Source organism: Devosia sp. MC521 (assembly GCF_014127105.1).
GTDB lineage: Bacteria > Pseudomonadota > Alphaproteobacteria > Rhizobiales > Devosiaceae > Devosia.
On record NZ_CP059902.1, the window covers coordinates 2,996,869 to 3,023,223 of the forward strand.

The following is a 26,355-nucleotide window of genomic DNA, read 5'->3' on the forward strand; positions in this document are numbered from 1 at the left end:
CGCTTAAAACAGGCTCATTTGCTCAGGCGGCGGGGCGAGCCTTTCGCGAAGCTTTGCGTCGTCGGTCAGCCCGCCCGGCGTCCAATCGGAGGCAGCGATAAAGGGGCGAACCTTGTCGATCGACGCGGCCATCTTCGCCACATCTTCAAGCCTGAGGCGCTGGAACCGACGCGAAGCGATGATGCGATCGACGCTACGCACGCCAAGCCCAGGCACGCGCAGCAACATTTCCCGATCGGCGCGGTTCACATCCACGGGAAAATTCTGTCGCTGTTTCAGGGCCCAAGCCAATTTGGGGTCGATCGCGAGATCGAGCAGCCCCTGATCATCCCCACCCGAAACAATTTCAGGAACATCAAATCCATAAAACCGAATAAGCCAATCGGCCTGGTAGAGCCGATGTTCCCGCATCAGCGGCGGTGCCTTCAGCGGCAGGCGCGACGATGCGTCAGGAATGGGCGAAAATGCAGAGTAGTACACCCGCTTCAGCCGATAGCCCGAATAAAGCCCGGCCGCGCGGGTAAGGATTGCGCTGTCATTGGCCCCGTCTGCGCCCACGATCATCTGCGTGGACTGCCCGGCAGGCGCGAATTTCTGCTTTTTTGCCTTGCTCAACAGCGGCTTTTTATCGGGCTTGGCCTCGTCCAGTTTGCCCCGCAGATTGGCCATGGCCGTACGGATTTCCGATGGTCGCTTTTCGGGGGCCAAGGTTTCCAGCGCCACGTCGGTCGGCAGCTCAATATTGGTCGAGAGGCGATCGGCCCACCGCCCTGCCTCAATAAGCAGTTCCGGCGCGGCATTTGGGATCACCTTAAGATGGATATAGCCCTTGAAATGGTGCACTTCGCGCAGCGCTTTGGCCACGCGCACCATCTCCTCCATCGTATGGTCCGGCGATTTAATTATCCCCGATGATAGAAAAAGGCCTTCAATATAGTTGCGACGATAAAAATCGAGCGTGAGGTTGACCATCTCTTCGACAGAGAACCGCGCGCGCTGAACATTGGAGGACGAACGATTGATGCAATAAGCACAATCATAGATGCAGAAATTGGTCAGGAGCAGCTTGAGCAGGCTAATGCAGCGGCCATCGGGTGCGTAGGAATGGCAAATGCCGCTCCCCTCGGTCGAGCCAATCCCCTTGCCGTCCGAACTATTGCGTTTCTCCGTGCCGCTCGACGCGCAAGACGCGTCATACTTGGCTGCATCGGCGAGAATAGCGAGCTTTCGGTTGAGAGTCAGCGGAGCCATTGTTCATCCTTTGTTCTCACCCTTGTAGCGCGACAAGCGGCGGGATGAAAATAGGATTGCAGGAATGTGAAGTGGACTTATCCCCGCCCCTTCACAGCCTGTCAGAATGTCGACCCACAAAAAGACGCAGGATCAATCAACCGAAGTCAGAACCACAATTCAACGACATTACCGCCGCGAATGGAATGGTCAGCCGGCCGATGTCACGAACTATAGCCGCCTTCACACCTTCGATCGACGCCAGCCTGCGGCCCGAGCTTCTTGTTCGGAACAAAACCAGCGCTCTCCATGCGACGCGCTAATGCGGGTCTCGGCGTAATAACGCTGCCCGGGAACGTGGTAGATCTTCTCGCCACGAGTGCTGACGTTGCCCTTAATGTTGCAACGCGTTCCTTCTTGCGCAAAGCTGTCAGATACCGGAAAACAGAAAACAATCGCGATAAGCGCGAGAGCCACAATAGAAATATTCTTCGTCATGAAATCCTCCGCAGGGATTTCATCATAGCCAATAATGTCTCGCAAGTTTTGTGAAACACCATACTCTTAACTGGGACGAGCCAGAACATGGATAGCGATCACACACGCCTATTCAATTACACATTCGGCAAAATCTATGTGCTCTATCTGCAAAAAATTGAGCGTAAAGGACGCTCGAAAGAGGAACTCGACCAGGTCTTGTTCTGGCTCACCGGCCACGATGCGCAGAGCCTGGGCGAGGCGATAGCAGATGAACGCACGCTTGAAGCCTTCTTTGCCCGAGCGCCAAAACTCAATCCTGCTAAGTCACTCATAACGGGCGTGATCTGCGGTGTCCGCGTTCAAGACATCGACAATCAGACCGTTCAGAACATCCGCTTCATGGACAAATTGGTCGATGAAATGGCCAAAGGCAAAGCACTCAATAAAATAATGCGAAGCTAAGCCAAGCCCGTGCTCAATCCTAACGCACTGCATACCGGCAAAAATCAGTAAGTACTATTTACAGAACATCCTTGACCGCGCCCTAGGCGATCAGCGTAAATCACTGAGCGAGCACAAATTGCGGGCAGGAGAATAAGTATGAGACTTGCGTGTTTCGGCGCAGTGGGGATGTTGGCTTTGGCCCTAAATCCGGCTTTTGCGCAAGCAGAGCCAAGCGAGACCAATCAAGATTTCATGGCTTTAGAAGCCGGTGTCCCGCTCGAACTACTCCCCGGGGAAGTCGTCGGTGATGCACTTGGCCAATATAGATTCACCTTAGAGTTCGCTCCGACACAGAACAACGAACTCGCTCTGATCAAGAATATGCTTGAACGGACTGGCGTTTTCGCCAGCGTTCTCGATGAGCTTTCTGACCAGATCGCCCTTCCTGAAACCGTGCCCGTGATTTTCCAAGAGTGCGGCGAACCCAATGCCTACTGGAGCCGCAACGACCACACCGTAACCATGTGCTACGAACTCGCGGCCCAGTTTTTTGATGATTATTCGACGCTGGACAACAAGTTCGCACCAATTTTCCCATGGGCGGACCACCGCCAAGTCACCATTGGCTCAACGCTTTTCGTGCTCCTGCACGAAATCGGCCATGGAATGGTGACACTCTTCGACCTGCCCATCACCGGCCGCGAAGAAGATGTGGTCGATCAGTTTGCAATCTTTATCGTCACCAACTCCGATGAGGAGGATCAGGCTCTGGCGGAGCGCCCGTCGCGCCTAGCCCTCTTGGCTGCCTATGGGATGATGAGAACAGAACTGCCGATGGAACGTGCGCCGCGCCACTACTGGGGCGATGAGCACAGCTTAGCGCAACAGCGCGGCATGGACATGCTCTGCATGGTATTTGGTTCCGATCCCGACGCTTACTCCTTACCAGTAATGCCCGGTTTCACCATGATCGCCGACTACGCCGCGCAGAACCCGGACGCCTTCACAGGTCCTGCACTGGTTGAAGCGCTGAACCGAGCGGACGATCTCAATCTCATCCCGTGGATGCGCGCTCGGCTGTGCCCTATGGACTATGCCAAATATGAGGCGAGCTGGGACTATTTGATTGAAACTTTCATGACCCCGAAGTCGAACTGAGCGGGAACGAGGAGACACACATGAAACTCACATCTCTCGTTCTTGCCACAGCGGTTCTCTCCCTTGGCGTAACCGCAGTCTTGGCTCAGGACACCGGCGCCGCAGATAACGTTGAAACGCCAACCCTGATCGAAAAAGCCGACCTTGAGGCTCTCGAACCTGGTGCAGCGGCCGGCCAGCAACTCGGCGAGCACCGGTTCATCGTCTCCTTCGAGGAAACGACAACGCGCGCAGAAGCGCTCGTACGAACGACGCTGCAGAACGAGCCAGCGTTTGTTGGCTTGTTGGACTCTCTTGCCGATCAGATTGCCCTGCCGCAGGACGTGCCGGTCCGATTTAAGAACTGCGGGGAATCCAACGCGTACTGGAGCCCGGCCTTAAAAGAAATAAGTATGTGCTACGAGCTCTTAACCGGGTTCAACCAGAGCTTTCAGGAGAAAGAGGACGCCTATCGGAACGCCTTTAAGTGGGCCGACCAGGTCGAAGTTCTTCTCGGCTCAACAGCATTCGTAATGCTCCACGAGATCGGCCACGGCATGGTCGATTTGTTCGAACTACCCGTCACGGGCCGCGAAGAAGATGCCGTAGACCAGTTCGCCACCTTCCTTTTGCTCGCAGCAGATGAACCCGGGCAACCCCTGCAGGAGCGCTCCTCACGCCTCGCTCTACTGGGGGCCTACTTCTTTGAAAGCTTGCTTCCGATCGGGGTGGAGGTGAACCAAAGATATTGGGCCGATACCCATACGTTCGGTGCCAAGCGCAGCATCGACATCATGTGTCTGCTCATGGGTGCCGCCCCGGAAACCTATGCCGAGATCGTTGTCTCGGGCGGCACGATGCTCAATAGTTTCTACAATGACCACCCTGAATTCATCGTCGGTCGTGAAGCCGAATGGATCGCGAAAACGGATGATCTCAATCTTGTCCCGTTCAGCCGTGTCAGCAAATGCGCTCAGGAATACGCGCGCTACTCTGGTGGCTGGAAATATCTCATTGAGACGTTCATGACCCCACAGGCGCACTGATCTGTCTCATAGTCCCCAATCACAAAGCCCTGGCCTCGGTGGGACTGTTTACAACTTGCTCATTTGGGATTCTAGTTTGACTGCTTGGGGGTGATTTGCCGGAGGGTTTGAGATGGATTGTCCAGATTGTTCTAGCACTGCCACGGTCAAGCGCGGCCTCAAGGCGGGTTACCAGCGATTTAGCTGTAAGCAGTGTGGTCGGTACTTTACTGATCGCGCCCCTAAATTCAGCGCTGAGACAAAAGCGCAGGCCGTTCAGATGTATCTCAACGGCACCGGCATTAGGGCCATTGGGCGCGTCCTTTCGGCCTCCCCAGCCGCGGTCCTTAAATGGATCCGCAAGGAGCACGACATCTTGCAAGAGCGGATTGCGGCTCAGCGCGGTACGCCAGCGAGCGGGCCCGATATTATTGAGATGGACGAGATCTATACCTACGTCCAAAAAAACAGCAGCGAGCGGTTATCTGGACCGTTTATAGCCGAAGACAGCGCCGCGTTGTTGCCCACCACATCGGTGACAAAGGCGTAGAAAGTGCGATCACGGCCTATCGCTTGGCCCTTCAGGCTGTGGGTGAGATCGGGGCCATCTTTACCGATGCCAACTCTTGTTACGCACTCGCTTTCAAGCGCAATGGCGTGACCGTGCCACATCTGGAAACAAAGGCGCAAACCCACCTGATTGAGTCCTCCAATTCCTCAATCAGGGACAATCTTGCGCGGTTCAATCGGCGGACAAAGCGCGTCTCCAAAACAGTGCAGATGCTCGAGATTACGCTCAATCTGTTCTTCAACAGACACCTCATAAGGAGTCCCAAATGAACAGTCCCGGCCTCGGTCGGGGCTTTTCTGTTTCTGCTGCGCCCGACTGTTCATCAATCGACACCAATCCGTTGCTTATTACGCAGTTTCTGAACCCCTAATCCTGACATACATTCAGTCTCGAACAACGGCGCACTGGCGCCGCGCTAGGAGAATACAAAATGACCCTGGAACTTGGCGGCATTCACCATCTGACGGCAGTGACGGCAGATGCACCGCGCAACCTGAAATTCTACACGAAGACCCTGGGCATGCGTCTGATCAAGAAGACGGTCAATCAGGACGACACCTCGGCCTATCACCTGTTTTATGGTGACGGCGTTGCCTCTCCGGGCGCAGACATGACCTTCTTCGACTTCCCCACCATGCGTGAACAGCGCGGTAATCACACCGTCGGCCGCACCGGCCTGCGTGTTGACAGCGAAGCGACCTTGCAATGGTGGAAGGAACATCTGGCTGATCAGAATGTTGCGACCAGCGGCATCAAAGAACGCTTTGGCCATGTCTCGATGGATTTTGAGGATTTCGAAGGCCAACGCTTCCGCCTCCTCGTCGACGACAAGAACAAGGTTGTTCCTTGGGCGAAGTCGCCGGTCCCAGCCGAAAAGCAGATTATCGGCCTTGGCCCGATCACGCTGTCTGTGCCGGAGCTGGCGCCAACCGATGCGATGCTAACCCGCGTCATGAACATGCGTCAGGTCCGCAACTATCCGGCCCGCGACCGCAAGGGCGAGGTTTTCGTTTACGAAATGGGTCCCGGCGGTCCGGGCGCTGAAGTGCATGTCTCGGTCAACCCTGATCTGCCACGGGCTCGCCCGGGCGCTGGTGGGGTGCACCATGTCGCCTTCCGCACCAAGGATCAGGATGATCTGCGCGCTTGGATCGATCGCATCAACAGCTTCGGCATTCGCTCGTCGGGCGAAGTGGAGCGCTTCTACTTCACCTCGCTCTACTTCCATGAGCCGAACGGCATCCTGTTCGAACTGGCGACAGACGTTCCTGGCTTTGCTGCAGACGAACCAATGGAAACTCTGGGCGAAAGCCTAGCGCTACCACCATTCCTTGAGCCGCACCGCGCTCAAATCGAAGCGGGCCTGAAGCCACTCGAATAAAAACTAAAGGCCGGAGGAAACTCCGGCCTTTGCTCTTGTGCCCTATGGTCGAGATGGCGGGAGCCCGTCGTCTGCCGCGCGCCCTCCCATGCCAAGTCCCATTCCCATCCCGCCGCCAGTGCCACCGGCGCCCCCTCCCCCTTGGCCACCGCCTCCTTCACGTCCACCGCCTGAACCCGCGCCACGTCCGCCACGAGCACCGCCAGCGGCAGGACGTGTGGGACCTTGCATCGGAATTTCGAGGTCTTTGGGAATGGGATCTAGGTCAAGCGCGTCACGAATATAATTGCGCAGCGACACCACGAGGTCATGGGTATGGATTTGATTGCCAGCGACCAACTCTCGCGCCGCCTTCTCGGCAAGTCGAACCTGTTCATCAGTGCCCAAAAGAATAATGTCCGACAGTGCGGCCTCCACCGCATCGCGCACCTGGCGCACCCGTTCGAACATCTCATCGCTCATCGTACGCGGCGAGCTTTCGACCTCCCCACTTTCGGCAGCGGCTTTTTCTGCTGCACGGATGTCACGCAAATGGCGCGGATCAACCGATAGGCGTCCCGTAAAGGAACCACCCAAAACCTTATAGGCCGCGATCAGCGTCTTAAGCCGCTCATTGATTTGCCGGTTCATTCGCTGCTGGCGCTGCTGAATGGTCGTCATCATCACTAGCCGAATGCCAATACCAACCAGAGCAAACAGAGCGATGCCAATCAGACTTGTGAGCACTCCCTGCCAAGTCGAAAAATCAAATCCCCGCACAGTCCGCTCTCCTCCGTCTAGGCTTCTGCCAGCATAACCAAAAAACAAGGGGCCGGTTTGTCCGGCCCCTCCTATTATTTTACCGCACGGTCTGACTGTAGCGCTGCCGCGTCGCCGATGAGGCGGATAAACTCAGCACGATACCCGCCCTCGTCATTGCCTCGCCCAGCTTGCGCGAGGGTTTTGATCTCATCCCAACTCATGGTTTTTCCATAAGATGAGCCTCGCAGCTTCTGACCAAAGGCGGCAACAGCGGCGGAAAACTGTGCATCAACGCCAGCGTCGGCAATGTCGCCATAAACCACCTCGGGCGTAATCGGCACTTCGATCAGCTCGGAAACCGCGCCCTCAGGCGCCTTATAGCGCATTTTCAAAAAGGCGATTTCCTCGGCCGCCCCAGTTGGCGAGGTCTGCCCATAGCGCAGCGGGTCAACGTGCTCCCCACCCGATCCCACCGGGGTAATTTCGTAAAGCGCAGTCACGGTCGTCCCAGCACCAACCTCGCCGGCATCCACCGCATCATTGTTGAAATCCTCGCGGTTCAATGCGCGGGTCTCGTAACCAATCAGACGATACTCAGCGATGACTGCTGGATTGAACTCGACCTGAACTTTGACGTCCTTGGCTATGGTGTGGAGCGTTCCACCCACCTCCTCAACCAACACTTTTCGAGCTTCAGCAAAGCTCGAAATATAGCTGGCATTGCCGTTCCCATTTTGGGCGAGTGCCTGCATGGTCGCATCATCAAGATTGCCCCGCCCAAAACCCAAAACAGACAGGCTAATGCCACTGTCGCGCTTGATCGCGATGAACTTCTCAAGGGCACGCGGGTCATCAATACCCACGTTGAAATCACCGTCCGTGGCGAGGATCACCCGATTGGTGCCCCCTGCAATCTTGGCTTGCTCGGCGAGCTTATAGGCGAGCTCAATCCCTTCCGCCCCAGCCGTACTGCCTCCGGCGTAGAGCTGATCAAGTGCGTCCATAATCTTGGCTTTATTGTTCGCGCTCGTAGGCTCGAGCGCCACGCCAGCAGAGCCCGCATAGGTGACGATGGAGACCGTATCGTCACCCGACAGCTGATCCAGCAAAAGCGCGAAGGCGCGTTTGAGCAGCGGGAGCTTGTCGGCATATTCCATTGATCCAGACGTATCGATCAGAAACACCAGATTACTGCTGGTTTCTTCACGCACCACATCGCTACCCTTGATGCCGATCTGCATGATCTGGGTCTTATTGTTCCACGGCGTCGGGAAGATTTTGACCTCAGAGGAGAACGGCGCGCCATCCGCCTCCGGCGCGGGGTAATCATAAGGAAAATAATTGATCAGCTCTTCGATACGAATAGCGTCCGCTGGCGGCACGAAGCCATCGTTGAGCGCTCGGCGCGTGAAGGCATAGCTGGCTGTATCAACATCAAGGGAAAATGTCGAAACCGGCTCTTCAGCCGCGACCTTGAGGCGTTGCTCGTCAAACTCGGTAAAACTGCCACCTACAGGGTTTTCGGCCATTGCGGCCATAGGTGCACCGCCCTGCACCATCTGCGCCGCTTGGCGGGTGGCGATGGCTCCAACCGATGGCGCTGGCGCACGCATGATCGCCTCTGATGGCAATGGCGCGGGCGGCGGGGCAATGGCCATGTCGAGCGCTGGCGCCGCAGGCGCTTCTTGCGCAATAGCGGGCGCAGCTTCTGCCAATACCTCTGGCTCAACAGCGGGCTCGGCCGGCACCACTTCAAGCTTCTGCGTGTCTGCTTCGGTTTGAACGACTGACGGGGCTTGGGTCAGCGCAGTCGAGTTATAAAGATGATACCCGAGTGGCAGCACAACGAGGGCAATGGCCAAACTGCCGATAGGAAGACGCATATCCATGATCGAACCCTTCGAGAGGTTTTTGATGATGGACATAAGACGGTTCCCCCAAGCAGAACCTTGGGTCGGCTTTTCGTTTTTTTGCACTCCCGCGGCCTGAGCCGTCGCAAAGGCAGCGCTCGCAGCGGCGAGTGCTCGAGCGCGCGCATCGTCTCGCGGTGCTGGCGGCTCTACGCGGTTCAACGAGGAAAATGGATCGTTCTGGTGGCTCATAAGAACCCACTCAAAGTCTTGCGGGCTTCGTGGACATGGAAGGACACAGTGGCCTCCTTGATACCCATAATGTCTGCGGCTTCCGCGTGGCTCAGCTCTTCGGCGTAGACCAAGAGCACAGCGTCGCGTTGTTTCTCAGGAAGTGTGCGCACCGCCGCCCAAAGCTCATTGCTTGTGGTGGCCATTTCCTGTTCGGCAGGCTGATCATCGAGTGAGACCTGCGAATAGGCCTTGGCATAGTTCCCACGCGTTTGCCGGGCGCGTTGAAAGTCGCGCACTGCATTGAACGTAATGCGATAGGCCCAACTTGAAAAAGCGCTGCGTCCGTCAAACCCGGCAATGGCCTGGCCGATCTTAACGCAAACTTCCTGAGCGATGTCTTCGGCGTCATCTCGATTTCCGCACCACCGCCACGCGGTACGGTAGATTGCATCATAGTGCTCAGCTATAAGCACGCCAAAAGCCTCAGGATCACCATTGCGCGCGCGGATCGCTAGCGCATGACTCGTCGCTGTAGTTTTTGGCTCTGGTGCGGCGGACAGTCCCATCACTTGAGCATGCACATTTTTACTCGAACAGCTATTGTGCAGAGTAAGACGCCCCACAAGCACCACTCCTTAGGTGTGTGCGGTAAAAAAGTTTGGAACGAGCCAATGACCGAGAAAAAGCCCCTCCCCTTCGGCCTAACCAGTGGACGCATTCTCATTCTTTGCATGGGCGCGCTGCTGGCCATCATCACCATTTCGATGTCGATGGGTGGTCTGCACACCTATGAGGCGCTGAAGGAAGCGAACAACGCTGCCAAAACGGCAACGCCAGCCCAGGTCGAAGTGGCACCAGCCCAATAAACAAAATGGGCCTCACCGAATTGATGAGGCCCACTTCAATTTCAAACTATGCCACCAGCGCCTGCGGCACGGCTTCAGCGATAAAGCCGCCGCCGAGGACTTGGCTGGTTTGGCTATCGTCAACGTAGAAGACGCAAGCCTGCCCGGGCGAGATGCCGTATTCGCCAGTGACCAAGGTCACATATACCTCGCCGTCACGCATTTGAATGACGCCGGGCTGCGGGCCACGGGTGGACCGCACCTTCACTTCCACAGGGGCGCCATTACCCGACGCTGCTTCGGCCAACGGCACCGAACCCAACCAGTTCACATTGCGCAAACGCACGGTATGGGTCTTGAGCGCTTCGCGCGGACCCACAATGACGCGCCCGGTCTTGTGCTCGAGCTTAATCACGTAAAGCGGCTCCCCGGCGGCAACGCCGAGCCCCTTACGCTGACCAATGGTGTAATTGACGATACCGTCATGTTCGCCGAGCACGCGACCGTCCAAATGCACGATCTCGCCCGTAGAGAAGGCTTCCGGATGCATCTTGCGGATGATGTCGGAATATTTCCCCTGCGGCACAAAGCAGATGTCTTGGCTGTCGTGCTTTTCCGCAATCTCAAGGCCGAGCTCACGCGCTAGTTCACGCACCTGCGGCTTGCCCATCCCGCCGAGCGGGAAGCGCAAAAAGTCGAGCTGGTCCTGCGTGGTGGCGAAGAGGAAGTACGTCTGGTCGCGATCGCTATCGACCGGACGGTAAAGCTCGCGCTTGCCGTCGGCACCAATCCGGTCCTGCACATAGTGCCCCGTTGCCAAAACATCGGCACCAAGGTCACGCGCGACCGTCATGAGATCAACGAACTTCACCGACTGATTGCACGCAATGCACGGCACTGGCGTTTCGCCCTGCTGATAGGCATTGGCGAAAGGCTCAATCACCGAGCTTTTGAAGCGTTCTTCGTAATCGAGAACATAGTGCGGAATGCCGAGCTTAGCGGCAACGCGACGCGCATCGTGAATGTCCTGGCCAGCGCAGCACGCACCCTTACGGTGTGTGGCTTCGCCATGGTCATAAAGCTGAAGCGTAACGCCAACAACTTCATAGCCCTGACGGGCAAGAAGGCCAGCAACAACGGAGGAGTCTACGCCACCGGACATCGCGACAACAACGCGAGTGTCTTCGGGGCGCTTGGCAATATCAAGCGAGTTCAACATTTCTCTTTTGTGTCCGGATGGGTTCAAGGGCCAGCGGAAACTGTGGGGCGCGTTCTACGCCGAAGCGTTAGCGCTGTCCATTCCTACCCGGCAGCTTTTGCCCCAACACGGTAGTTCTTACTCGGACACCCAGAGCGGCTACCGCATAACAATCCCGCTACACCCCTGAAATCCTTGAGTTTACTGAGCAGATCTCAAAATGGCAGGGGTTTTGCATCACAACGCTCAGTATTGTGTATTGAGGCTCCCAGTGGCTCCTAATTCTTTCGCTATCAATGGTGGCAGCTCCAGTGCGGCGGCTCAGGCATTTGCAAGCCAGCAGAGCCAGCCCAGCAATGGCAAAAACTCAGGCGGCAGCGATTTCGCAGCGCTGCTTTCAGGCACCAATACGAGCAAAGCGGTGGAACCTGCTCCCAAGAAGGATACCCCGCCTCCTACTGAGCCGACTAATTCTGCCGCTCACCAGCACGAACCCGCTCCTATTGAAGACAACGAAGAAATCGAAGTCGTTGATCCCACAGCTGCGCCGGTGCCGCCGCCTATCGACACCACACAATTGGTTGCGTTGAGCGACGCTCTGGCGCAGCTCCGCGACAGCTTGGAAAGTGGCCAGGCAATGGACCCGGAATTGCTGGCGCAAATCAACAACACGTTGAGCCAGCTGGCCAATCAGATGGGCGTCAATTTTGAAGCTTTGACCGCTTCAGCTGATCTCACAGCGCTGCTCAATGGCGTGCCGAACGATGCGACCTCGGCAGAAGGCTATTTCGCCACGCTAATCCGGTCGCTCGGGGGCACCAACGGCCTCGATAAATCTGCCGAGGCCGCGGAAGCTATCGCGCAGATCAATGAGAAATTGGCCAAGCTGCTTGCCGCTATCGAGGCTGGCGAAGTCGACGCCAACAAGCTCGCTTCTTTGGGACTTGCCGCTGACAAGCCGCGTCCCAATGACGTCGAGCAATCTCTTCTCCGCCTCGCCAAATCAGCAGCAGACCAACCCACCGGCCCGGTATTGGCAGTTCGGACGCTCAAAATGTCCGACCAGCTTCTGGCAGGCAGTGCTGAAGACACGTCTTCGACGCCGACGACACTTTCCGAGCCCAAGTTTGCCGAAACCAGCACGGCATCTTCAGGCGATGACAACAGTGACGCCAAGCAGTCGAACGACGGCGCACCTGCTGACCGTCGCCCTGTGGCTGCCCCGACCACTGCCAAGCTGGCAGATATAATTCCAGCGTCTACCCAGATCGTTGACGTTCCAACTGCGCAAACCGCAGACATAAAAATTGAAGCTGCCGCCCTGCGCACTATTCCGCAGACCTATTTGTCGAGCCAACAACAGCTCAACATTCCGGCGATAGCCTTTGAAATGTCCAGGCAGATGGAGGGCGGCATCTCCCGCTTCCAGATTCGCCTAGATCCAGCCGAGCTGGGTCGCATTGATGTGCGTCTCGACGTGGACCAGAATGGTCAGTTGAACGCCAAACTGATTGTCGAACGGCCAGAAACCCTCGACATGATGCAACGCGACCAGCGCGCACTTGAACGTGCGCTGCAACAAGCCGGCATCGATGCCCATCGCGCTACGCTCGAATTCTCGCTCAAGCAGAATGACCAGCAAGCCAATCGCGACGGCAGCCCATTTGATCGCGCAGAAGCGTTGCTCGAATCCGACGATACGACATCCGAACCTGTTCCACAGGTCACGCTCTACCGCGGCTCACTCCAAGCTAGCGGGCTCAACATCCTTGCTTAGGTGAACTCAAATGGCTGTAAACGGCGTAACTGGCTCATCAACCACGTCGGCCTCGTCAACTGCGCGATCAACGATCGCGCAGAACTTTGACACATTCCTGTCGATTCTGACGACGCAGCTAAGAAACCAAAATCCGCTCGACCCCTTGGATACGAACCAGTTCACCCAACAACTGGTTCAATTCACTGGGGTTGAGCAGCAGCTCAAGACCAATGACTTCTTGGAAGCTCTGCTGGCCAATACGCAGAATCAGGGTCGCGTCGATGCGGTCTCCTATATTGGCAAGGAAGTGACCGCCTCGGGCAAAACTGGGGAACTCAAAGAGGGCGGGGCGATGTGGACGTACAACGCCGCCTCACCCGTCGCCAACGCGACGGTCACCATCAAGAATGCAACAGGCAGCGTGGTCTATGTGGAGCAAGGCTCGCTCAATGCGGGCGTGGGCAACTTCCTCTGGACCGGAGCGGGTTCGGACGGCAACAAGCAGCCCGACGGCGTCTACACAATCGAGATCACCGGCACCAATGTGAGCGGCAATGCCATTTCGATATCGACCTCCAGCGTTGGAGTCGTCACCGCCGTCGATTTTAGCGGTGCTGAGCCAGTCCTCACCGTTGGACGCAACAAGGTCGCCCTCAAGGACGTCACCAGCGTGCGCAGCACCGGCCAAGTGACGACACCGCCACCCGCCACTGGCAGTTGAAATAGACTGCCGTGTGTAGGCCAAAAGCTGTCCGCAATCATACGCTACTGTTAACCTATTGTAAGTTTCCCCTTAGGGGTATTTTAAGGCCACTGCCCTACTCTCACCATCATATGGTCAGGTTTGAGTAGAGAGTAAAATGACCGTACAGATGCGTCCTCGCGTGAAGTACGTTATTGGCCCGGATGGCAGCCCGCTAACTATTGCGGATCTGCCCCCAGCCAATACACGACGGTGGGTTATCCGTCGGAAGGCCGAAGTTGTTGCTGCCGTTCGCGGTGGGCTGCTAAGCCTAGAAGAAGCATGTGAGCGTTATACGCTCAGCGTCGATGAGTTTCTCAATTGGCAGGCAGCCATCGACAAGCACGGCCTTGCGGGGCTGCGCACCACTTGGATTCAGCATTACCGAGAGGGATAAAATGCGTAGGGCTCCGGCCCAACTTGGGTTTCCCACAGTTGCATCTTCCCTAGACCCTCAAAAAGGGTCAGTCACAAGTCTGCCACAAATCTTAACCCGCCGGCGAAAGCTGGCGGGTTTTCGCATTGTAAATCCACAGCTTATGACGAACGTGCCTCCCCAGCAAATGCTTGGGTGGCAGGCAGTTATTGCCGGGTATTTGCAAAATGCGGCAATCGGTTAACACCTTGTTAACCATCAAATAGGTAAATTTTGCCCAGCGGTTGGTGGGGGCTCCAGCGACCGAACGAGTCGCAGAGTGAACGCGTGGAAACCTTAACTACATTTATCAACCGGATCGGAATGGCCCGCCTTGCGGCAATGGCTCTCGTTGCGGTTCTCATGCTCGGATTTTTCGGGTTTCTTATCATGCGCGCCCAGACCCCAAATCTGGCGCCTCTCTATTCTGGATTAACGTTAGAAGATTCATCGGCAATCATTACCGAGCTGCAGACGCTCAACATGCCGCACGAAATTCGCGGCGACGGTGACACTATTCTGATCCCGCGCGATCAGATCACCACCGTCCGTATGCAGCTTGCTGGCGAAGGTCTGCCGACCCGCGGCCAAGTGGGCTATGAAATTTTCGACCAGCAGTCGACGCTCGGCGCGACCAGCTTTGTCCAGAACATCAACAATGTTCGCGCCCTTGAAGGCGAACTCGCACGGACCATCACGTCCCTGACCCGCATCAAAAGTGCGCGCGTGCATTTGGTTCTGCCAGAGCGTGAACTTTTCCGTCGCGAACGCAAGGATCCTTCAGCCTCCATCGTACTTTCGGTCCGCGGTCAACTTTCGAACAACGAAATTCGCGCCGTTCAGCACATGGTCGCCTCGGCCATTGAAGGCCTGAACCCAACCCGCGTCTCCATCGTAGACGACCAAGGCAATCTGCTCGCCTCGGGCGCCGAAGGCGACGAAGGCAGCCTCGTCACCGCCAAGAATGAAGAGCGCACGCTTTCTTATGAAAACCGCATGCGCACCCGCATCGAAGACATGCTGGCAAACGTGGTTGGTGCAGGGCGCGCCCGTGTTGAAGTTGCAGCAGAGCTCGACTTCAATCGCCAGACCGTAACGCAAGAAACCTTCGATCCTGAAAGCCAAGTTGCACGTTCTATCCAGTCGCGCGAAAGCGAGACCCTGTCGAACGGCGCGAATGGTCAGGTCACGGTTGCAAACGAGCTTCCAGGCGCCAGCGAGAACGCTGCCAATGGCTTTGCCGAACAGGGCACCTCGCTCGAAGAGACCACCAACTACGAAATCAATCGTACGACCCAGGTAGCCACCACTGAGCCGGGTGCTGTTAAGCGCCTCTCCGTCGCTGTGGTTGTGGACGGTAGCTATGCCGACGATGGCAACGGCAACCTCGCCTACAATCCCCGTAGCGCCGACGAAGTCAGCCAGATCTTGACCCTTGTTCGCTCAGCGGTCGGCTTCTCGGCAGAACGTGGCGACACTGTTGAAGTGGTCAACATGCAGTTTGCCGAACGCCCAGGCCTTGCTGGCGTAGGCACCGACAACACCGCAGGCCTTCTCGACTTCACCCGTGATGACCTGATGAATGGCGCAGAAATGGCCGTCACCCTGCTCATCGCTCTGGCCCTCGTGTTCTTCGTGATGCGCCCTCTGCTCAAGAAGGTTCTGAGCCCAGAAACCGAAACGCTTGCTTTGCCCGAAGCAGCTGAGCTCGGCAACCACGCCGTCCTCACTGCCGACGGACAGCTGCTCGACGAGCAGTTGCTCCAACCCCAGGACAAAACCCCAGCGTGGGTGGCCAACGCCAAGTCCATGGGCGAAACCCAGCTGCAGACGCTCAAGACCGTCGGCACGCTCGTTGAAGAAAACCCCAAGCAGGCCGCACTTATCGTGCGTGACTGGCTCGGCAGCGCGGCGTAATCGAAATGACCCTCGTTTCTCAGTCTGGCAAAGATCAGAACCTTCAAATCGGCGCCGGCGCACTCTTGCAGGTTGGCGGTCAGCAGCGCACCCTTAAGGGCGACGAGAAGGCCGCAGCCCTCGTCCTCGCGCTCGGTCCTGATTACGGCAAGCCCATTTTTGACGAACTCGACGAAGTCGAAATCCGTCAGCTTTCCCGCGCCATGGCTCGTCTTGGCCCGATCACGCAGGAAATGCTCGACGATTTGTTGATCGATTTCGTCACGAACATCTCCTCGCACGGCAATCTGACCGGCACCACGGACTCCACTGAACGCTTGCTCCTCTCCTTCCTGCCGCAGGAACGTGTGGACGCGATCATGGAAGAAATCCGCGGTCCGGCTGGCCGTAATATGTGGGAGAAGCTGTCGAACGTTCAGGCGGATGTTCTGGCCGCCTATCTCAAAAACGAATACCCGCAGACCATCGCTGTGGTGTTGTCCAAAATCGATCCAGACCACGCCTCCAAGGTCCTCGCCGTTCTGCCAGAAGAATTGGCGATGGACGTGGTGCAGCGCATGCTTGGCCTAGACCCTGTGCAGAAGGAAATTCTCGAGAAAATCGAGAACACGCTGCGCGTCGAGTTCATGTCCACACTCAACCACCAGAAGCGTCGCGACAGCCACGAACAGATGGCTGAAATCTTCAACGCATTCGATCGTCAGACTGAATCGCGCTTCATTACAAGTCTTGAGGAGATTAACCGAGACGATGCCGAGCGCATCAAAGCGCTCATGTTTACCTTTGAGGATCTGGCACGGCTCGACACGTCGGCCATCCAGACCCTGCTTGCACGCCTCGACAAGCGTGACCTCGGTATCGCCCTTAAGGGGGCCAGCGATACCGTCAAGGATGTGTTCTACCGGAACATGTCTGGTCGCGCTGCCAAGGTCTTGCAAGACGATATGCGCGATATGGGCCCGGTTCGGCTCAAGGATGTTGACGAAGCCCAGACCCGCTTGGTGGCAACGGCAAAAGATCTCGCGGCCAAGGGCGAGATCGTCATCCTTAAGTCCAAAGCCGACGACCAGATGGTGGCTTAACCATGGCCCAACCGGTCCGCTATCTTTTCGATCTCGATCTGGGCGAAGAACCCGGACACGTGATCAGACATGTGCCAGCCGAAGCGGAAGCACCCGCTCCGCCGCCCGTTCCCTCAATCCCCGAGGATTTGGTGGCGCAGCTGATAGCCGACGCCAAACGCGAAGCGTTCGCTGAGGGTGTAACACAAGGCGAACGCAATGCTGCCAACACAGCAGCACAGACGATCGCCGCACTCGGCACGACACTGGCGACCCAAGTGGCACCCTATGCCCAGGCGCTGGATGAAGCCATTCATCGCCACCAGTCAGAAGCCGCAAGCTTGGCACTGGCTGTTAGCAAAAAGCTCGCGCATCAACTCGTCGCTCGCCAGCCGACAGTTGAGCTTGAAGCATTGATAGCGGAGTGCCTCGAAGGCTTGGGGGCCGTCCCACACCTTGTGGTGCGGTGCCACCCTGAAATGGCCGACGCTATTCGGGAGTCAGCCACCCAACACGTCAATGCCACGGGATTTGCCGGGCGTTTGGTAATCATGGGTGACGAAGACATTCGCCTTGGCGATGGCCGTATGGAATGGGTCAATGGCGGTGTCGTGCGCGACATAAGTCAAACGACCATCCAAGTGGAACGCCAAATTTCTGACTACCTTGCTGCGCGTCAGCGCAACCCGAATGCTAAGGAGAGCGGTTAATGGCCGATCCTGACAACACACTTGAGAGCCTGCTCGACGAGATGGACGCGCCCGAGCGCGCCGAACGCGATGTCACCTATGTCGAACGTACCGCGGGCGACCTAGAGGCCGTTTTTGACGTACCAGTACGCGTTTCGGTCGTTCTCGGCCGGACCAAAATGCCTGTTTCTCAGCTGCTCAAACTCGATACCGGGACGGTCATCGAGCTCGACCGCCAAGTTGGCGAAGCCGTAGAAATCTATGTCAACGACCGTTTAATTGCGCGTGGTGAAATCGTGCTGGTGGAAGACCGGCTGGGTGTCACCATGACCGAAATTATCAAGCCACAATAGGAGCTCTGCCATGCGCCTTCTCATTATCGGTGCGCTTGAGGGTCAGCTCTCGACGGCAACCAAAATGGCTATGGATGGGGGAGCCAAAGTCGCTCACGCCCCCTCGGTTGAGATTGCGCTGGCTTCGCTTCGTTCTGGCAAAGGGGCCGATCTGCTGCTGGTCGATGTCATGATGGACATCACCGGCCTAATCGCCGCTCTGGAAGCAGAACGCATTGTTATACCGGTCGTCGCCTGTGGCGTCGAAGCCAATGCCGCAGCAGCCGTCAACGCCATCCGCGCCGGGGCCAAGGAATACATTCCTTTGCCACCCGACGCGGAGCTCATTGCCGCCGTCATTTCCGCAGTTGCCCGCGAAAGTTCCGACTTCCTCTTCCGCGACCCTTCGATGGAACGCGTTGTCCGCATGGCCGAGCAGATCGCTGGCTCGGAAGCCTCGATCCTGATCACCGGTGAGAGCGGCACGGGCAAGGAAGTTGTGGCCAAGTTCGTCCACGCTCGTTCCAAGCGCGCCAACAAGCCCTTTATCTCGGTCAATTGCGCCGCGATCCCAGAAGCTTTGCTCGAATCCGAACTTTTCGGCCATGAAAAGGGCGCCTTCACCGGCGCCGTCGCGCGCCGAATTGGCAAGTTTGAAGAAGCCTCTGGCGGCACGTTGCTGCTCGACGAAATTTCAGAAATGGATGTTCGCCTGCAGGCAAAGCTGCTGCGTGCCATTCAGGAGCGCGTCATTGACCGCGTCGGTGGCGGCAAGCCAGTCCCCGTCGATATCCGCATTCTCGCGACCTCGAACCGCAACCTCAGCGACGCTGTGCGTGACGGCTCGTTCCGCGAAGACTTGCTCTTCCGCCTCAACGTTGTGAACCTCAAGCTGCCTCCGCTGCGCGAGCGTCCAGGCGACGTTGCCATTTTGTCGGAACACTTCGTCGCGAAGTACGCCAAGGCAAATGGCATTCCGCCGCGTCAGCTGTCGCCTGAAGCTCGTGACGCCCTCGTTCGGGCTCCATGGCCAGGCAACGTCCGCGAATTGGAAAACACGCTTCACCGCGCGGTGCTGCTGTCTTCTGGCGACACCATTGGTCCCGAGTCGATCGTTTTGCCAGATGGCATGGGCCTCGCTGAGGCAGCCCGTGCTACCTCCCCGGCACAGATGGCGGCTCAAACGGCCCAGGCTATGAATCGTGCGATTGTCGGCCGCACCGTTGCCGACGTTGAACGCGACCTCATCCTCGATACCTTGGATCATACGCTGGGTAATCGCACCCACGCGGCAAACATTCTGGGGATTTCTATCCGCACGCTGCGCAATAAGCTCAACCAGTACACCGATGAAGGGTTACATGTTCCTGAGCCAGGCGAACGGCGGAGCGCTTAAAGGAGCGGTTGTGCAGAACCACGAGTTAATCGGAATGCAGCGAAACGAGCGCTATGCGCGGACTTCGTTTATCGCGGCCAAGCCGTTCGTGAGCGAGCATGACTGACCAATCCACGAATTCGCGTAACAATTTTGGTCTGCCCGATCTCGGGCAGATCCTACAAGTCCTGCGCTCGGGCGACGTTGCCCTAGCCGCCGGCGTCATGGGTCTGATCGTTATCCTGATCGTCCCACTGCCCGCTATTCTGGTCGACCTCCTCCTTGCCATCTCGATCGTCTTCTCTGTGATGATCCTGATGACTGCCCTCTTCATCCAGAAACCACTCGAATTTTCGGCTTTCCCGACGGTTCTGCTGATCGCGACCATGTTGCGCTTGGGCTTGAACCTGGCGACAACGCGCTTGATCCTGTCAGAAGGGCACAACGGCACCGATGCAGCTGGTCACGTTATTGAGGCCTTCGGCAACTTCGTTACTCGAGGCAATTTCGTCATCGGTACGGTGATCTTCATCATCCTAGTGATCGTGAACTTCATCGTTATCACTAAGGGTTCTGGCCGTATCGCCGAAGTGGCGGCTCGCTTTAGCTTGGACGCCATGCCGGGCAAGCAAATGGCGATCGATGCGGACTTGTCCGCCGGTCTGATCGATGAAGACACTGCCAAAAAGCGCCGTGCTGAACTTGAGGGAGAAAGCTCCTTCTTCGGTAACATGGACGGTGCGTCCAAATTCGTGCGCGGCGACGCCATTGCAGGCCTCATTATCACCTTTATCAACGTGTCCGCCGGCATTCTCATCGGCGTCATGCAACAAGGGATGGACTTTGGCGAGGCTGCGAACGTTTATACGCTCCTGACCATTGGTGATGGCCTAGTCTCCCAGATTCCCGCTCTGATCGTTTCGACCGCAGCTGGTATTCTGGTTTCTAAGTCGGGCGTCACCGGCGCCGCTGACAAGGCCCTCAGCAGCCAGTTTTCAGGCTACCCCCGCGCACTTGGCATGTCGTCCGCAGTCATGGCCATGCTCGCCATGCTCCCAGGCATGCCAATCTTGCCGTTTCTGGCGCTCGCAGGCGGCGTTGGCTATGCCGCGTTCCGCGCCTCAAAGTCAAAAGCTGTCAGAACGGCCGATGACGCCGCAAACGCCCTTAAGAAGTCGGCGCTGCCCGGACCAGGCGGCGCACCGGGCCTTCCGGCGAATGCTCCCGGCTCACCTTTGGCGGAGGCTCCGATCAGCGACAGCCTCAAAATCGACGATCTCAAGCTCGAACTGGGCTATGGTCTGCTCAGCCTTGTACGCGACGATGGCAATGGTTCGGATCGTTTGACTGAACAAATCAAGGCTCTGCGTCGCCAGCTGGCGATGGAGCTTGGTTTCGTCATGCCGCCCGTCCGCATTCTCGACAACATGCAGCTTGAACCAAACGACTACAAAGTTCGGATCAAAGAAGTTGAAGCAGGTGCAGGGCAGATCTTTGCCAACCAGTTGATGGTGATGGACCCCTATGGCAACAAGATCGACCTGCCGGGACACTCAACTGTCGAGCCAACTTTTGGCCTTCCGGCAACGTGGATCGACCCCGCATTGCGCGACGAGGCGGAGCTTCGCGGCCTGTCGATCATCGACCCGTCAACCGTCATTTCGACCCACCTGACCGAAATCCTCAAGGCTAACGTCTCGGATCTTCTCAGCTACGCCAACGTGCAGTCTCTGCTCTCCGGCCTTCCGAAAGATCAGCAAAAGCTCGTGGAAGACATTATCCCGAGCCAGATTACGGTTTCGGGGATCCAGCGCGTCCTACAGGCACTCCTTGCCGAACGCATCTCAATCCGCGATCTGTCGACAATTCTCGAAGGTATTGCAGAAATCTCGGGTGCCGGTCGCTCCGTGCAAACCATTACCGAGCATGTTCGCTCGCGCCTTTCGCGCCAGATCTGCGCTGCTAATTTAGGCCCGGATGGCAGCTTGCCGCTTTTGACCCTCTCGCCCCAGTGGGAACGCGACTTCGCTGAGGCCATGGTTGGTGATGCTGATAACCGTCACCTCGCTATGGCCCCATCCAAACTTCAGCAATTCATCTCCGGCGTGCAGGCCGCTTATGAAAAGGCAGCACAGGCGGGCGAGATGCCAGTTCTGATCACATCGCCTTCAATTCGCCCGCACGTTCGCTCGATCGTAGAGCGCTTCCGTCCGCAGACCTTTGTGATGAGCCAGAACGAAGTTCATCCACGCGTTCGCCTGAAAACAGTCGGCAGCGTCTAGCGCCATGCCCCTCTTGGTCGTTACAAGAGGGGCATGAGCACCACTATTCTTTCCGTTCCGGTTTTTTCCACCCTCTGCAACGCCGCCTTCGGCCTGCGCAGGGAAGTTTTCGTATGGGAACAAAAAGTGCCCGAAGAAGACGAAATGGATGACTATGATCTCACCGCAACCCATTTCGTCGCCATCCAAGAGGGCGAAGTTGTGGGCACTCTGCGGCTGATCTTTCTCGATGAGCACGTCAAAATCGGCCGGGTGGCCGTGCGACAGAGCTTCCGGGGACGCGGGATAGCCAAGGCTATGCTTCGGACAGCCATGAACGCCGCAGCCGGACAAGGGCACGACCGGTTCTTCCTTGGCGCCCAATCCGACAAACTAGGCTTTTATGAAAGCTTGGGGTTTGTTGCGTTTGGACCCGAGTTTGAGGATGGCGGCATGCCACACCGAGCCATGCGCACCTATGACAAGGATACTGCGCAGCTGATCGATTAGCGGATCGTTAATCATTAACACGCCCTTGAGGTGCTGCTTTAGATAACTTCCGATAAGCTAAGGATGTCGATGCAATGTCGGCTCCTAAGAGCACAAACATTGCGCGCGTCATAATCATCCCCTGCCCTAGCGCAGGCGCGGAAGATTAAATGATATGAGCCCGTTAACGGGAGGCAGAGAAGGCCGGCGTTGGCATCCAACGACCGGCTTTTTCATTTTCGCTGAACCGACAAAGTAAATTTTAACGGAACGGCTGCCGCCGAAGACGCGTTGTTTCAATCATAATGGGCCGCACGGTGCGCCACAGCCAAGTTTTGCACCGCACGGCCCTGTTCATCGCAACGACGAACCATTGGAGCTTACAATGATCCGCACGCTTTTTGCTACTACCGCACTGACCGCTGTTTTGAGCATGGGTGCCATTGCCCAGGACGCCGTAGTGGTCGCCCCAGCAGAACCAACCGTTGGCCAGAAGGTCGACAATGCTCTTGATGCGGCCGGTAACGCCATGCAGAACGCCGGAGATGCCGTTAAGGACGCTGCACAGGACGCGGGCGCCGCTGTCGATAACGCAGTAGACAATGCTGGTGCCGCCGCGAACAATGCGGCTGCCAATGCCTCGGCTGCCGCAAATAATGCAGCGACCGACTTGGCGCATGCAACCCGCCAGCCAATCGATCTGGCGACCGGTTACGTCGTGCTCGACGGTGATGCCGTCGTCAGCAAGCTGATCGGCGCGCCAGTTTACTCAGACACCACCGACACTGCTGAAGAAATCGGTACAGTGAAGGATCTCGTGATCGGCCTTGATGGCTCGATCCAGGCCGTTGTTCTGGGCGTTGGCGGTTTCCTCGGCATCGGTGAAAAGAACGTTGCTGTCGATTTCACAGCCCTCGACCACGCGATCGCCTTTGACAACACCGAACGTTGGGTCATGCCAACAACCGCTGAAGCGCTGACCAGCGCCCCAGACTTCGTTTGGGAAACCGATGCTGTTGTTGCTCCAGCAACCGAAGTGACCCCAGCACCAGCGATGTAATTTGATCTCGAGAGATCCAAAGCAATAGGCCCGCTACGGCGGGCCTATTCGTATTCTTTAACCTGTATTTAGCGGCGATAGCGCAAGCGAGCGACTTCGTCGTATTCAGCCTGCTCGAGCTTGTTCTGCTCATCACGTTCACGCTGGTGCTCGCGCTGATCAAGCAGCTCGATCTTCTTGAGCTCCTCGAGCGCCTCAGCCAGCGCATCCTGCGCCGCTTCAAGTTTCACGCGCATATCGTTTGCCGAGGCGAGCAGATTGTCTCTACGACCCATCGCTGCCTTGGCAAAGGTTGAGTATGCGAAGTGAGCAATATCGGTAATACCGGTTTTGCTTTGTTCGATCTCAATCTGCTGATCGAGTTCGGTGGCCATGCGTTCGAAGTCGGCGATCATCATTTCGATCTGGGCGACTTGGCGACGCTTCTCATCCACCTGAAATTTCTTGAGTCTAATCAGACTCTCATTGCGCGACTTCACGACCTGTACTCCTTACACACCAAGTCAGTTCCGGAGCCCTGCCATACACGCATTGCTCCATCAGCCCCGTGCATCCGCTTCAGCGATAATCTCAGCCAGCCCGGCATAACCGTCCTGGATCGATGTCACCTCATCCCGTCTCTGGCTCAAAAAAGCCTCAAGCTTCGGGTTGATAGCGATTGCGCGGTCCACAAGCGGATCTGACCCTTTCCGGTAAGCCCCCAGCCGGATCAGCTCCTCCATGTCCGAGAAAATGGACATGAGCTCTCGCGCTCGTGTCAGGGTTGGTCGCACCTCTTCAGGCACGCACCCCGGCATTGTACGCGAGATGGACCGGAGCACATTGACGGCAGGGTAACGTCCCCGCTCGGCAATGCCGCGCTCCATCACAATGTGCCCATCGAGAATCCCGCGCACGGCATCCGCAATTGGCTCGTTGTGATCATCACCTTCCACCAAAACGGTAAATAGACCTGTAATAGAACCGGTCAAAGGCGTTCCTGGCCCCGCTCTTTCGAGCAAACGAGGCAGTTCTGTGAACACTGTGGGCGGATAACCCTTCGCGGTCGGCGGTTCACCAACAGCCAGCCCGATTTCACGCTGCGCCATAGCAAAGCGTGTCAGACTGTCCATCATGCACAAGACGCGTTTGCCCTGATCGCGGAAATACTCCGCCAGAGCCATGGACATATAGCATGCCTGACGCCGCATCAGCGCCGCTTCGTCCGACGTTGCCACTACAACGATAGCGCGCTTGAGCCCCTCTTCGCCGAGATACTCGCCGATAAACTCATGCACTTCGCGCCCACGTTCACCGATCAAACCGATGATGGAAACGTCCACATCCGTATTGCGGGCCAACATCGACATGAGCACCGACTTGCCCACGCCCGAGCCCGCAAAAATACCCATGCGCTGCCCTTCACACATGGTGGTGAAGGTGTTGAGGCATCGCACGCCAAGCTCGATAGGCTCACCAACACGGACACGGTCGTGAGCGGCCAGCGGCGACTGACGCAGCGGATAGGACATAGCCCCGCGCGGCAAAGGCCCCTTGCCGTCGATCGGCTCGCCATTAGCGTTCACAACGCGCCCGAGCCAAGCCTCACTCGGATTTACCGCGCCATCATGGCGCCGGAAAATCGCCTTGCAGCCCAACCGCACCCCACCGAGTTCTCCAAACGGCAGGCAAAGCGCATGACCGTCCCGAAACCCGATGATTTCAGCGAACAGCACTGTGCCGTCGCTGTTGATGATCTCAACCCGACCACCGACGCGCAATTCACGCACAGGGCCGGCAACCTCAATGAGCAGGCCTTGCACGGATTTCACCCGCCCAAACACCTCCACTTCCTCGACCGCGTCTATGGCTGAGATAAGGGCCTTCATATTTCCTATATGCGCTCCATATGGCCGTCGCGCGGTAAAGGTTACCGGGGAGAGCGAATCGGCATGCGTAATTCCTCACGAGGGTAACTGAACGTTAACTGAAAATCGCTATCAGCATTCATGATTGGGGATATGTGTCCCCTGCCCAGACTTGGGCGAAACCCTTACCCTCACCGCCAAATGCCTGAGTCGAGAGAGTCCGTTGAAGGGCTTTCTTAACGTAATGCTTTAAGAATTTTTCGAGCAATTTTCCTAAGTTTTTCAACGATTTAAACTTAATTCACCCTAACGCGTTTTGCGTATTGCGGATCAGAATTAAACTTTGTTAACTAATTGCACTTAGGGTTCAGTCATATCCAGTAGGGTTGGAGCGGAAAGGGCAATCTGGCCTTGCCTACCGCAAGTTCCAGCAGGAACGACATGACAAGGGGATTATAATGCGGGTACTCCTTATTGAGGACGACAGCGCGACAGCGCAGAGCATCGAACTGATGCTGAAGTCCGAAAGTTTCAACGTCTACACCACCGACCTCGGTGAGGAAGGCGTGGATCTTGGTAAACTCTACGACTACGACATCATTCTTCTGGACCTGAACCTGCCCGACATGAGCGGGTATGAGGTTTTGCGCACGCTTCGCGTCGCTAAGGTCCAGACGCCAATTCTGATCCTTTCGGGTCTGGCTGGCATCGAAGACAAGGTCCGCGGTCTCGGTTTTGGCGCCGACGACTACATGACCAAGCCTTTCCACAAAGACGAACTCGTGGCCCGCATCCACGCCATTGTCCGTCGTTCCAAGGGCCATGCCCAGTCGGTCATCTCGACCGGTGACCTGCTTGTTAACCTCGACACCAAGACCGTCGAAGTTCAGGGCCAGCGCGTTCACCTGACCGGCAAGGAATACCAGATGCTGGAACTCCTTTCCCTGCGTAAGGGCACGACCCTGACCAAGGAAATGTTCCTCAACCATCTGTACGGCGGCATGGACGAGCCCGAACTCAAGATCATCGACGTGTTCATCTGTAAGCTTCGCAAGAAGCTGTCGGTTGCCACCGGTGGTAAGAACTACATCGAAACCGTTTGGGGCCGTGGCTACGTGCTGCGCGAGCCCGATGAGGCAGACGTTTACAGCGAGAACGTCGCTTAAATCTGATCCCCCAGATCGTTCCAAAAACCTCGTGCTCAACAGCGCGAGGTTTTTCTTTATATGGTACCGCCATCGGAACTGGCGCGCGTCTGATGTCGTTCCGCTT

General features: G+C 56.9%; 26 protein-coding genes. 18 read left to right on the forward strand and 8 right to left on the reverse strand.

Features of this window, described 5'->3' with window-relative positions; genetic code table 11:
* Positions 1-3: 3 nt before the first annotated feature.
* On the reverse strand, positions 4-1,251 hold the full coding sequence (locus H4N61_RS14415) for a putative DNA modification/repair radical SAM protein (protein WP_182394334.1): 1,248 nt from the start codon (positions 1,249-1,251) through the stop codon (positions 4-6).
* Positions 1,252-1,473: 222 nt separating this feature from the next.
* Entirely contained in the window at positions 1,474-1,728 is a 255-nt protein-coding gene (locus tag H4N61_RS18380; protein WP_248305980.1) for a hypothetical protein, read from the reverse strand.
* An 87-nt stretch (positions 1,729-1,815) separates the two neighbouring features.
* Here H4N61_RS18380 and H4N61_RS14425 point away from each other — a divergent pair, with 87 nt between their 5' ends.
* The 5 genes from H4N61_RS14425 (at position 1,816) to H4N61_RS14450 (ending at position 6,268) form a co-directional block, all read left to right on the forward strand.
* Positions 1,816-2,172: a DUF2200 domain-containing protein gene (locus H4N61_RS14425; RefSeq protein WP_182394335.1), complete on the forward strand. Its 357-nt coding sequence runs from the start codon at positions 1,816-1,818 to the stop codon at positions 2,170-2,172.
* A 138-nt stretch (positions 2,173-2,310) separates the two neighbouring features.
* Complete coding sequence (locus H4N61_RS14430) at positions 2,311-3,312, forward strand: DUF4344 domain-containing metallopeptidase (RefSeq protein ID WP_182394336.1); 1,002 nt, start codon at positions 2,311-2,313, stop codon at positions 3,310-3,312.
* Between the two features lie 20 nt (positions 3,313-3,332).
* A complete protein-coding gene (locus H4N61_RS14435) occupies positions 3,333-4,337 on the forward strand; it encodes a DUF4344 domain-containing metallopeptidase (RefSeq protein WP_182394337.1) in 1,005 nt (334 codons plus the stop codon).
* Between the two features lie 112 nt (positions 4,338-4,449).
* Positions 4,450-4,866 (forward strand): IS1 family transposase, encoded by a 417-nt coding sequence (locus H4N61_RS14440; RefSeq protein ID WP_182394339.1) that lies wholly within the window; start codon positions 4,450-4,452, stop codon positions 4,864-4,866.
* A 451-nt stretch (positions 4,867-5,317) separates the two neighbouring features.
* Positions 5,318-6,268, forward strand: coding sequence for a ring-cleaving dioxygenase (locus H4N61_RS14450; protein WP_182394340.1), 951 nt, complete (start codon positions 5,318-5,320; stop codon positions 6,266-6,268).
* A 42-nt stretch (positions 6,269-6,310) separates the two neighbouring features.
* Here the strand turns inward: H4N61_RS14450 and H4N61_RS14455 are convergent, their stop codons facing one another.
* From H4N61_RS14455 to H4N61_RS14465, 3 genes are all read right to left on the reverse strand, one after another.
* A complete protein-coding gene (locus H4N61_RS14455; protein WP_182394342.1) occupies positions 6,311-7,027 on the reverse strand; it encodes a hypothetical protein in 717 nt (238 codons plus the stop codon).
* Between the two features lie 74 nt (positions 7,028-7,101).
* A complete protein-coding gene (locus H4N61_RS14460) occupies positions 7,102-8,934 on the reverse strand; it encodes a VWA domain-containing protein (protein ID WP_248306524.1) in 1,833 nt (610 codons plus the stop codon).
* A 173-nt stretch (positions 8,935-9,107) separates the two neighbouring features.
* A complete protein-coding gene (locus tag H4N61_RS14465; protein WP_182394344.1) occupies positions 9,108-9,659 on the reverse strand; it encodes an RNA polymerase sigma factor in 552 nt (183 codons plus the stop codon).
* Positions 9,660-9,764: 105 nt separating this feature from the next.
* Between H4N61_RS14465 and H4N61_RS14470 the strand changes: the two genes are divergently transcribed.
* Entirely contained in the window at positions 9,765-9,959 is a 195-nt protein-coding gene (locus H4N61_RS14470) for a hypothetical protein (RefSeq protein WP_169195368.1), read from the forward strand.
* Between the two features lie 46 nt (positions 9,960-10,005).
* Here H4N61_RS14470 and mnmA read toward each other — a convergent pair whose 3' ends face one another.
* Positions 10,006-11,157 (reverse strand): tRNA 2-thiouridine(34) synthase MnmA, encoded by a 1,152-nt coding sequence (mnmA, locus tag H4N61_RS14475; RefSeq protein ID WP_182394345.1) that lies wholly within the window; start codon positions 11,155-11,157, stop codon positions 10,006-10,008.
* A gap of 250 nt (positions 11,158-11,407) precedes the next feature.
* Here mnmA and H4N61_RS14480 point away from each other — a divergent pair, with 250 nt between their 5' ends.
* The 11 genes from H4N61_RS14480 (at position 11,408) to H4N61_RS14530 (ending at position 23,236) form a co-directional block, all read left to right on the forward strand.
* A complete protein-coding gene (locus H4N61_RS14480; RefSeq protein WP_182394346.1) occupies positions 11,408-12,913 on the forward strand; it encodes a flagellar hook-length control protein FliK in 1,506 nt (501 codons plus the stop codon).
* A 10-nt stretch (positions 12,914-12,923) separates the two neighbouring features.
* A complete protein-coding gene (locus tag H4N61_RS14485) occupies positions 12,924-13,616 on the forward strand; it encodes a flagellar hook assembly protein FlgD (protein WP_182394347.1) in 693 nt (230 codons plus the stop codon).
* A 139-nt stretch (positions 13,617-13,755) separates the two neighbouring features.
* Positions 13,756-14,034 carry a DUF1153 domain-containing protein gene (locus H4N61_RS14490; protein ID WP_035085775.1) on the forward strand — a complete coding sequence of 93 codons (279 nt, stop codon included), beginning with the start codon at positions 13,756-13,758 and terminating at the stop codon, positions 14,032-14,034.
* A 306-nt stretch (positions 14,035-14,340) separates the two neighbouring features.
* Positions 14,341-15,969: a flagellar basal-body MS-ring/collar protein FliF gene (gene fliF, locus H4N61_RS14495; protein WP_248306525.1), complete on the forward strand. Its 1,629-nt coding sequence runs from the start codon at positions 14,341-14,343 to the stop codon at positions 15,967-15,969.
* 5 nt (positions 15,970-15,974) lie between these two features.
* The gene (fliG, locus tag H4N61_RS14500) at positions 15,975-17,051 is read left to right on the forward strand and encodes a flagellar motor switch protein FliG (protein WP_169195365.1); all 1,077 of its coding nucleotides are present in this window, start codon (positions 15,975-15,977) and stop codon (positions 17,049-17,051) included.
* A 2-nt stretch (positions 17,052-17,053) separates the two neighbouring features.
* Complete coding sequence (locus H4N61_RS14505; protein WP_169195364.1) at positions 17,054-17,740, forward strand: FliH/SctL family protein; 687 nt, start codon at positions 17,054-17,056, stop codon at positions 17,738-17,740.
* Between the two features lie 41 nt (positions 17,741-17,781).
* Positions 17,782-18,072, forward strand: coding sequence for a flagellar motor switch protein FliN (gene fliN, locus H4N61_RS14510; RefSeq protein ID WP_248305988.1), 291 nt, complete (start codon positions 17,782-17,784; stop codon positions 18,070-18,072).
* A gap of 10 nt (positions 18,073-18,082) precedes the next feature.
* Positions 18,083-19,447: a sigma-54 dependent transcriptional regulator gene (locus H4N61_RS14515; protein ID WP_169195362.1), complete on the forward strand. Its 1,365-nt coding sequence runs from the start codon at positions 18,083-18,085 to the stop codon at positions 19,445-19,447.
* A 98-nt stretch (positions 19,448-19,545) separates the two neighbouring features.
* Positions 19,546-21,708: a flagellar biosynthesis protein FlhA gene (gene flhA / locus H4N61_RS14520; RefSeq protein WP_169195361.1), complete on the forward strand. Its 2,163-nt coding sequence runs from the start codon at positions 19,546-19,548 to the stop codon at positions 21,706-21,708.
* A 33-nt stretch (positions 21,709-21,741) separates the two neighbouring features.
* Positions 21,742-22,197 carry a GNAT family N-acetyltransferase gene (locus H4N61_RS14525; protein ID WP_169195360.1) on the forward strand — a complete coding sequence of 152 codons (456 nt, stop codon included), beginning with the start codon at positions 21,742-21,744 and terminating at the stop codon, positions 22,195-22,197.
* Positions 22,198-22,561: 364 nt separating this feature from the next.
* Positions 22,562-23,236, forward strand: a complete 675-nt coding sequence (locus H4N61_RS14530) for a PRC-barrel domain-containing protein (RefSeq protein ID WP_248305979.1) — start codon at positions 22,562-22,564, stop codon at positions 23,234-23,236.
* A 68-nt stretch (positions 23,237-23,304) separates the two neighbouring features.
* On the opposite strand, the gene fliJ is transcribed toward H4N61_RS14530, so the two are convergent.
* Complete coding sequence (gene fliJ, locus H4N61_RS14535; protein ID WP_169195359.1) at positions 23,305-23,715, reverse strand: flagellar export protein FliJ; 411 nt, start codon at positions 23,713-23,715, stop codon at positions 23,305-23,307.
* Positions 23,716-23,775: 60 nt separating this feature from the next.
* On the reverse strand, positions 23,776-25,104 hold the full coding sequence (fliI, locus tag H4N61_RS14540) for a flagellar protein export ATPase FliI (RefSeq protein WP_169195358.1): 1,329 nt from the start codon (positions 25,102-25,104) through the stop codon (positions 23,776-23,778).
* A gap of 437 nt (positions 25,105-25,541) precedes the next feature.
* Here fliI and ctrA point away from each other — a divergent pair, with 437 nt between their 5' ends.
* Positions 25,542-26,249 (forward strand): response regulator transcription factor CtrA, encoded by a 708-nt coding sequence (gene ctrA, locus H4N61_RS14545; protein ID WP_169195357.1) that lies wholly within the window; start codon positions 25,542-25,544, stop codon positions 26,247-26,249.
* Positions 26,250-26,355: the final 106 nt, after the last annotated feature.

Excerpts from the sequence above, each read along its gene's own strand:
- H4N61_RS14415 (WP_182394334.1), bottom strand. The coding sequence starts at position 1,251 with ATGGCTCCGCTGACTCTCAACCGAAAGCTCGCTATTCTCGCCGATGCA.
- H4N61_RS18380 (WP_248305980.1), bottom strand. The coding sequence starts at position 1,728 with ATGACGAAGAATATTTCTATTGTGGCTCTCGCGCTTATCGCGATTGTT.
- H4N61_RS14425 (WP_182394335.1), top strand. The coding sequence starts at position 1,816 with ATGGATAGCGATCACACACGCCTATTCAATTACACATTCGGCAAAATC.
- H4N61_RS14430 (WP_182394336.1), top strand. The coding sequence starts at position 2,311 with ATGAGACTTGCGTGTTTCGGCGCAGTGGGGATGTTGGCTTTGGCCCTA.
- H4N61_RS14435 (WP_182394337.1), top strand. The coding sequence starts at position 3,333 with ATGAAACTCACATCTCTCGTTCTTGCCACAGCGGTTCTCTCCCTTGGC.
- H4N61_RS14440 (WP_182394339.1), top strand. The coding sequence starts at position 4,450 with ATGGATTGTCCAGATTGTTCTAGCACTGCCACGGTCAAGCGCGGCCTC.
- H4N61_RS14450 (WP_182394340.1), top strand. The coding sequence starts at position 5,318 with ATGACCCTGGAACTTGGCGGCATTCACCATCTGACGGCAGTGACGGCA.
- H4N61_RS14460 (WP_248306524.1), bottom strand. The coding sequence starts at position 8,934 with ATGTCCATCATCAAAAACCTCTCGAAGGGTTCGATCATGGATATGCGT.
- H4N61_RS14465 (WP_182394344.1), bottom strand. The coding sequence starts at position 9,659 with ATGGGACTGTCCGCCGCACCAGAGCCAAAAACTACAGCGACGAGTCAT.
- H4N61_RS14470 (WP_169195368.1), top strand. The coding sequence starts at position 9,765 with ATGACCGAGAAAAAGCCCCTCCCCTTCGGCCTAACCAGTGGACGCATT.
- mnmA (WP_182394345.1), bottom strand. The coding sequence starts at position 11,157 with ATGTTGAACTCGCTTGATATTGCCAAGCGCCCCGAAGACACTCGCGTT.
- H4N61_RS14485 (WP_182394347.1), top strand. The coding sequence starts at position 12,924 with ATGGCTGTAAACGGCGTAACTGGCTCATCAACCACGTCGGCCTCGTCA.
- H4N61_RS14490 (WP_035085775.1), top strand. The coding sequence starts at position 13,756 with ATGACCGTACAGATGCGTCCTCGCGTGAAGTACGTTATTGGCCCGGAT.
- fliG (WP_169195365.1), top strand. The coding sequence starts at position 15,975 with ATGACCCTCGTTTCTCAGTCTGGCAAAGATCAGAACCTTCAAATCGGC.
- H4N61_RS14505 (WP_169195364.1), top strand. The coding sequence starts at position 17,054 with ATGGCCCAACCGGTCCGCTATCTTTTCGATCTCGATCTGGGCGAAGAA.
- fliN (WP_248305988.1), top strand. The coding sequence starts at position 17,782 with ATGGACGCGCCCGAGCGCGCCGAACGCGATGTCACCTATGTCGAACGT.
- H4N61_RS14515 (WP_169195362.1), top strand. The coding sequence starts at position 18,083 with ATGCGCCTTCTCATTATCGGTGCGCTTGAGGGTCAGCTCTCGACGGCA.
- flhA (WP_169195361.1), top strand. The coding sequence starts at position 19,546 with ATGACTGACCAATCCACGAATTCGCGTAACAATTTTGGTCTGCCCGAT.
- H4N61_RS14525 (WP_169195360.1), top strand. The coding sequence starts at position 21,742 with ATGAGCACCACTATTCTTTCCGTTCCGGTTTTTTCCACCCTCTGCAAC.
- H4N61_RS14530 (WP_248305979.1), top strand. The coding sequence starts at position 22,562 with ATGATCCGCACGCTTTTTGCTACTACCGCACTGACCGCTGTTTTGAGC.
- fliI (WP_169195358.1), bottom strand. The coding sequence starts at position 25,104 with ATGAAGGCCCTTATCTCAGCCATAGACGCGGTCGAGGAAGTGGAGGTG.
- ctrA (WP_169195357.1), top strand. The coding sequence starts at position 25,542 with ATGCGGGTACTCCTTATTGAGGACGACAGCGCGACAGCGCAGAGCATC.